Annotated in this window: 1 protein-coding gene; it reads left to right on the top strand. The window is 70.6% G+C overall.

Annotated elements, in window-relative coordinates; all coding sequences use genetic code 11:
* Positions 1 to 8,027, top strand: an 8,027-nt coding sequence (locus tag ABT130_RS46175) for an SDR family NAD(P)-dependent oxidoreductase (protein ID WP_350966285.1), incomplete at both ends; no start/stop codon positions are given.

The following is an 8,027-nucleotide window of genomic DNA, read 5'->3' on the forward strand; positions in this document are numbered from 1 at the left end:
GCGCAGGCCGAGCATCCGGGACGGTTCGTGCTGCTGGATCTGGACGAGGGCCGGGAACGGGACGCGGCGGTGGGTGCGGCGGTGGCCTGCGGTGAGCCGGAGCTGGCGGTGCGGTCGGGGGCGTTCCTGGTGCCCCGGCTGGTCAGGATGGCCCAGCCTGAGCGGCCCGTTCTGGGCTCGGCCGAGCAGCACGGCGGCTCGGACGCGGAGCCGGACGTGGGCTCTGCCGAGCAGTACGGCGGCTCGGTTGAGGTGGCCGCGGGGACGGTGCTGGTGACCGGCGGCACGGGCGGGTTCGGGGCGTTGCTGGCGCGGCATTTGGTGGCCGAGCATGGGGTGCGGCATCTGCTGCTGACCAGCCGGCGAGGGCCGGGCGCTCCGGGTGCGCTGGAGTTGCAGGCGGAGCTGATCGCGCACGGGGCCGAGGTCACGATCGCCGCGTGTGATGTGGGGGATCGGGGTCAGGTGGCGGAGTTACTGGCGCAGGTCCCGGCCGAGCATCCATTGACCGCGGTGGTTCATGCGGCGGGTGTGCTGGACGACGGGACGATCGCGTCGCTGTCGCCGGAGCGGCTGGACGCCGTGCTGCGTCCCAAGGCGGATGCGGCCTGGCATCTGCACGAGCTGACCCGGGATCTGCCGTTGGCGATGTTCGTGCTGGTGTCGTCGGCCAGTGGCCTGGTGTTGGCGGCGGGTCAGGGCAACTATGTGGCGGCCAATGGGTTCTTGGACGCGCTGGCGGCCTATCGGCGGTCGCACGGGTTGGTGGCGACGTCGCTGGCGTACGGGCTGTTGGATATGGCCACCGGGATGGGCGCCGAGTTGTCCGACGCCAACCGGGCCCGTCTTGCCCGGCTGGGGCTGCCGGCGTTGTCCACGGTTGAGGGGGTACGGCTGTTCGATCTGAGTGTGCGGACGGATGCGGCGATGACGGTGCCGCTGCGCGTGGATGTGGAGGTGTTGCGGGGCCGCGGCGATCAGGTGCCGGCGTTGTTGCGGGGGTTGGTGCCGGCGGCGAGGCGGGTGGTTCGTGCGGTCGCCGGCGGTGGCGAAGAGGGCGGGCTGCGGCGGCGTCTGGCAGCCCTGGATCCGGGGGAACGCCGGCGGGTGCTGGAAGAGCTGGTACGGCGGCACGTGGCGGTGGTGCTGGGCCATGCATCAGGCGATGCGGTGGACCCCGGTCGGGCCTTCAGCACGATGGGACTGGATTCGCTGGCCGCGGTGGAGTTGCGCAACCAGCTGGCCGCGGCGACGGGGCTGTCGCTGCCCGCGACACTGGTCTTCGACTACCCGACCTCCCTCAGCGTGGCCGAATTCCTATACGGGGAGTTGTTCGGCTCGGTGGACTCCGAGCAGGTCGCGGATCTGCCGGTGCTGCGTTCGGTGGCGGACGACCCGGTCGTGATCGTGGGGATGGCGTGCCGCTATCCGGGCGGGGTGTCCTCTCCGGCGGATCTGTGGCGGCTGGTGATCGAGGAGACCGACGCGATCACCGGTTTCCCGACGAATCGGGGTTGGGATCTGGATGGCATCTACGATCCGGATCCCGGTCGGGTGGGGACGTCGTACACCCGGCACGGCGGGTTCCTGCATGACGCCGATGAGTTCGATGCGGGATTCTTCGGGATCTCGCCGCGTGAGGCGTTGGCGATGGATCCGCAGCAGCGGCTGCTGCTGGAGGTGTCGTGGGAGGCGGTCGAGCGGGCCGGGATCGAGCCGGTTTCGCTGAAGGGCAGTCCGACCGGGGTGTTCGTGGGCACCAACGGTCAGGACTACGCGAGCCTCACCCTGAACGCCCGGGCGGATGTGGAAGGTCACGCCATTACCGGTATGGCGGCCAGTGTGTTGTCGGGGCGTTTGTCTTACACGCTGGGGTTGGAGGGCCCGGCGGTGACCGTGGATACGGCGTGTTCGTCGTCGCTGGTGGCGTTGCATATGGCGGCGCAGGCACTGCGGTCGGGTGAGTGCTCGCTGGCTCTGGCCGGTGGTGTCTCGGTGATGACCACCCCGTTTGGGTTCATCGAGTTCAGCGCACAGCGTGGGCTGTCGCCTGATGGGCGGTGTAAGGCGTTCTCCGACACCGCTGACGGCACCAGCTGGGGCGAGGGTGTGGGCGTGCTGGTGCTGGAGCGGTTGTCGGACGCGCGGCGTAACGGGCACCAGGTGCTGGCGATCGTGCGTGGGTCGGCGGTGAACCAGGACGGGGCGTCGAATGGGTTGGCGGCGCCGAATGGTCCGTCGCAGCAGCGGGTGATCCGTCAGGCGCTGGCGGGTGCCGGGCTGTCGCCGGCCGAGGTGGACGCGGTGGAGGCGCACGGCACGGGCACCCGGCTGGGTGACCCGATCGAGGCGCAGGCGTTGCTGGCGACCTATGGCAAGGATCGTCCTGAGAATCGGCCGTTGCTGCTGGGGGCGATCAAGTCCAACATCGGTCACACCCAGGCGGCCGCCGGTGTGGCGGGTGTGATCAAGATGGTCATGGCCATGCGCCATGGGGTCCTGCCCAAGACGCTGCACGTGGACGCGCCGTCCTCGCACGTGGACTGGAGCGAGGGTGCGGTCGAGTTGCTGACCGAGCCGGCCGGGTGGCCGCAAACCGACCACCCGCGCCGGGCCGGTGTGTCCTCCTTCGGCATCAGCGGCACCAACGCCCACCTGATCCTCGAGCAGGGGTCGGCGGCTCCGTGGATCGAGGCCGGAACGGTGGCGCCGGACGAGGATCCGGCCGCGGGTGCGGATGTGCTGCCGGTGGTGGTGTCGGGCCGTACGGCTGGGGCGTTGCGGGCACAGGCCGGGCGGCTGGCCGCGCACGTGGAGGGCCACGATGAGCCGGCCTTGGCCGATGTGGCGTTCTCGCTGGCCACGACGCGGTCGGCGTTCGAGCATCGGGCGGTGGTGCTGGCGAGCGACCGTGAGGGTGTACTGGCCGGTTTGGGCGCGCTCGCCGAGGACCGCGCCGGTGCGGGTGTGGTGCGCGGGGTGGCGGCGGTGGAGCCGAGGCTGGCGGTGTTGTTCACCGGTCAGGGGAGCCAGCGGGTGGGGATGGGCCGGGAGTTGTATGACCGGTTCCCGGTGTTCGCGGGGGCGTTGGACGAGGTGATCGCCGAGCTGGACCCGCTGCTCGACGGGCAGTCGGGTGGGTCGTTGCGGGAGGTGTTGTTCGCCGAGCCGGGTTCGGCTGAGGCGGGGTTGCTGGATCGGACGGGGTGGGCGCAGCCGGCTCTGTTCGCGGTGGAGACGGCGTTGTTCCGGTTGGTGTCCTCGTGGGGGGTGCGGCCGGATGTGCTGGCGGGGCACTCGATCGGGGAGATCGCGGCGGCGCATGTGGCCGGGGTGTTGTCGCTGAGCGATGCGTGTGTGTTGGTGGCGGGTCGGGCGTGGTTGATGCAGGCGCTTCCTGCCGGTGGGGCGATGGTGGCGGTGGTGGCGCCCGAGGAGGAGGTCGCCGCCCTGCTGGCGGGGCGTGAGGACGAGGTGTCGGTCGCCGCTGTCAACGGTCCGGCCTCGGTGGTGATCTCCGGGAGTGAGGAGCCGGTGCTTGAGGTGGCGGCCGCCCTGGAGCAGCGGGGGGTCAAGACGCGGCGGTTGCGGGTGTCGCATGCGTTCCATTCGCCGTTGATGGAGCCGATGCTGGAGGAATTCCGCGCGATCGCCGGGACGCTCACCTACAACTCGCCGCGCATCCCGGTGGTGTCCACCCTGACCGGGGAACAGGCGACGGCTGAGCGGTTGTGCTCGCCGGGCTACTGGGTCGACCAGGTGCGTGGCGCGGTCCGCTTCGCCGACGGCGTTCGTGCGTTGCACGGTCTGGGCGTGCGGGCGTATCTGGAGCTGGGCCCCGATGGGGTGCTGAGCGCGATGGCCCAGGACACCCTTGCCACGCTCGCCGGCTCGGACGCCAACGTGCACGAGTCGGCCACCGTACTGGTGCCGGTGTTGCGCAGGGACCGGGATGAGCAGAGCACGGTGATGTCGGCGCTGGCCGAGTTGCACGTGCACGGGGTGCCGGTCGACTGGCGTGCGGTGCTGCCGGGCGGGCACCGGGTTGAACTGCCCACGTACGCCTTCGAGCATCGGCGGTACTGGCCCGAGAACACCGGCGCCGGTATGGGGAATGTGGCGGAGGTGGGGCTGGCCGCGACGTATCACCCGCTGCTGGGTGCGGCGGTGGGTCTGGCCGACTCGGATGGGGTGGTGCTGAGCGGGCGGTTGTCCCTGCGATCACATCCATGGCTGGCCGATCACATGGTGGCCGGAACGGTGATTTTCCCGGGTACCGGATTCCTGGAGCTGGCGATCCGGGCGGGTGACCAGGTCGGCTGTGACATGGTGGAGGAGCTGACCCTGATTACGCCGCTGGTGCTGAACGAGCGGGAAGCGGTCGTGGTGCAGGTGTCGGTGGGTGCGCCCCAGGAGTCGGGCCGCCGGACGGTGAACGTGTATGCCCGTGCTGCCGACGCCCTGGATGGTCAGCCGTGGATACAGCATGCGACCGGTGTGCTGGTGGGCAGTGGCCGGATGGCCGAGATGTTCGACGCGAGTGTGTGGCCGCCGGCTGCGGCGACCGCGATCGAGCTGGACGGGTTGTATGAGGGGTTGGCCGCGGGCGGCTTCGACTATGGTCCGGTGTTCCAGGGGCTGCGGGCGGCATGGCGGGGTGAGGAGGGGGTCTTCGCCGAGGTCGTCCTTCCCGAACAGGCGGCCTCGAGCGCGGGCGCGTTCGGGGTGCATCCGGCGTTGCTGGACGCGGTGCTGCACGCCCTGGCGTTCATAGGACTGGAGCAGGTCGAGGGTGGCCGGTTGCCGTTCTTCTGGGGTGAGGTGTGCCTGCACGCGTCCGGGGCGTCGGCGCTGCGGGTTCGGCTGGTCAAGACGGGCGACGAGGCGGTGTCGCTGACGGCGGTGGACGCCGCGGGGGAACCGGTGTTGTCGGTGCGCTCCCTGGTGTTGCGGCCGATCTCGCGCGACCGGCTGGCTGCCGCCGACGGCGGCCGCGGGGTGGATCGGGACGCGCTGTTCCGGCTGGAGTGGACCATGCTGCCCGATCTGCCGGTGACCGATCCGACGGCGGCGGTAGCGGTCGGGTGCGCGGTGCTTGAGCCTGACACGCTGGGGCTCACGGATGTGTGGGATGCGGCCGGACGGTCGGTCGCGGTTCATCGGGATCTGTCGGCGTTGGCTGAGGCGGGTCCGGTGCCGGCTGTGGTGCTGGCCGAGGTGGCCACGGCGGCGTGCGGAGCCGTGGACGTGGTGGAGTCGGCGCATGAGGTCACCGCCGGCGTGCTGGGCTTGTTGCAGGGGTGGCTGGCCGATGAGCGGTACCGCGACTCCTGCCTGGTGGTGACGACATGCGGTGCGGTGGCGACCGGTGAGGGGGAGTCCCCCGATCCGGTGGCTGCCGCGGTGTGGGGTCTGGTGAGGTCGGCGCAGTCGGAGAATCCAGGCCGGTTCGTGCTGGTGGATGTGGACGGGCAGGAGTCCTCGCTGTCGGTGTTGCCGGCGGTGTTGCCCGCGCTCATGTCCTCGGGCGAGCCGCAGGCGGTGGTGCGCCACGGCGAGGTGCGGGTGGCTCGGCTGGCGTCGCTGGGTTCGGGGGCGGGGTTGCTGCCTCCGGGCGGTGGGGTGCCGTGGCGGCTGGGCAGCCGGGCCAAGGGCAGCCTGGACGCGCTGGAGTTGCTTCCGTTCCCGCAGGCGGCCGAGCCGCTGGGAGCGGGGCAGGTGCGGGTGGCGGTGCGTGCGGCGGGGGTGAACTTCCGCGACCTGCTGGACGGGTTGAACGCGCTGGGCTGGTGGCAGGACAAGGTCGGCCTGATGGGCGGCGAGGCCGCCGGGGTGGTGCTGGAGGTCGGCCCCGGGGTGGAGAGCCTGCGCCCCGGGGATCGGGTGACGGGTCTGGCCGAGGGTGCCTTTGGCCCGGTGGTGATCACCGACGCTACAGCCGTGGCCAAAATTCCCGATCACTGCTCTTTCGAGCAGGCGGCGACGATCCCGGTGGCGTTCCTGACGGCCTATTACGGGCTGATGGACCTGGCCGCTCTGCGGGCGGGCGAGTCGCTGCTGGTGCACGCGGGTGCCGGTGGTGTGGGGATGGCGGCGATCCAGCTGGCTCAGCGGCTTGGGGTGGAGGTGTTCGCCACAGCCAGCCCGGCCAAGTGGGAGGTGCTGCGTTCGCTGGGCATCCCCGAGGATCACATCGCCTCCTCCCGGGATCTGGAGTTCGAGGAGTGCTTCCGGCAGGTGTGCGGGGAGCGGGGGATCGATGTGGTGCTGAACTCGCTGACGGGTGAGTTCATCGATGCCTCGGCGCGGCTGCTGGCCCCAGGAGGCCGGTTCATAGAGATCGGCAAGCTGGACATCCGCGACCAGGAGCAGTTCCCGGAGGGGCTGACCTACCGGTGGTTCGACCTGGGGGATGCCGGCCCCGAGCGGCTGGAGCAGATGCTGGGCGAGTTGATGGGGTTGTTCGCCTCGGGTGAGTTGCGGCCGTTGCCGTTCACGGCGTGGGATGTGCAGCGGGGCCGGGAGGCGTTCCGGTTCATGAGCCAGGCCCGGCACACCGGCAAGATCGTGCTGACCATGCCGCGGCGGTGGGACCCGGACGGCACGGTGCTGATCACTGGTGGCACCGGTGGTCTGGGTGCGGAGCTGGCTCGGCATGTGGTGGCCGAGCACGGGGTGCGGCACCTGCTTTTGGCCGGCCGCCGGGGGTTGGAGGCTCCGGGTGCGGTGGAGTTGCAGGCCGAGCTGATCGCGCATGGGGTCGAGGTCGCGGTCGTGGCGTGTGATGTGGCGGATCGGGAGCAGGTGGCGGCGTTGCTGGCGCGGGTCCCGGCCGAGCATCCGCTCACCGCGGTGGTTCATGCGGCGGGTGTGCTGGATGACGGGACGATCGCGTTGCTGTCGAAGGAGCGGCTGGACACCGTGCTGCGGCCGAAGGTGGATGCGGCGTGGCATCTGCATGAGCTGACCCAGGACATGGATCTGGCGGGGTTTGTGCTGTTTTCGTCGGTGGCCGGGACGTTCGGTGGGCCGGGGCAGGGCAACTACGCGGCGGCGAACACGTTTTTGGATGCGCTGGCCGAGCATCGGCGTGCGCTGGGCCTGGCCGGGGTGTCGGTTGCGTGGGGTGCTTGGGCGCAGGACGCGGGGATGACGGGCACGCTGGGTCAGACGGATATGCGGCGGATTGAGCGGGCGGGGATTTCGGCCTTGACGGTCGAGCAGGGGCTGGCGTTGTTCGACGCGGCTGCTGCGGTGGGTCCTGCGGTGGTGGTGGCGGCGCGGTTGGATGCGTCGGCGGTGGTGCGGGCGGGTGGTGAGGTGCCGCGTCTGCTGCGGGGGTTGGTGCGGGGGGTCCGCCGGTCGGCGGCCTCGGCGTTGGTGCCGGCGGGTGACGGGGCACTGGGTGGGCGGCTGGCCGGGATGGGTGAGGCTGATCGGGTTCGGTTCGTGCTGGAGCTGGTGCGCGCGCAGGCGGCGATGGTGCTGGGGCATGCGTCGCCCGATGCGGTGGAGGTGCGGCGGGAGTTCCGTGACCTGGGCCTCGACAGTCTCACCGCGGTGGAGTTGCGTAACCGGCTGAACGCGGCGACGGGCTTGCGGTTGCCGGCGACGCTGGTGTTCGACTATCCGACTCCGGTTGGTCTGGCGGATTTCCTGCTGGGTGAGTTGCTGGGTGAGCGGGCCGATTCGGGTGTGCTGTCGCCGGTGGTTCGTTCGGTGGCGGACGACCCGGTCGTGATCGTGGGGATGGCGTGCCGTTATCCGGGTGGGGTGGCCTCTCCGGAGGATCTGTGGCGGCTGGTGATCGAGGAGACCGACGCGATCACCGGTTTCCCGACCAACCGCGGTTGGGATCTGGAGGGTATTTACGATCCGGATCCCGGCCGGGTGGGGACGTCGTACACCCGGCACGGCGGGTTCCTGCATGACGCCGATGAGTTCGATCCGGGGTTCTTCGGGATCTCGCCGCGTGAGGCGTTGGCGGTTGATCCGCAGCAGCGGTTGTTGCTGGAGGTGTCGTGGGA

It is taken from the genome of Streptosporangium sp. NPDC001681 (genome assembly GCF_040298085.1).
Classification (GTDB): Bacteria; Actinomycetota; Actinomycetes; order Streptosporangiales; family Streptosporangiaceae; genus Streptosporangium.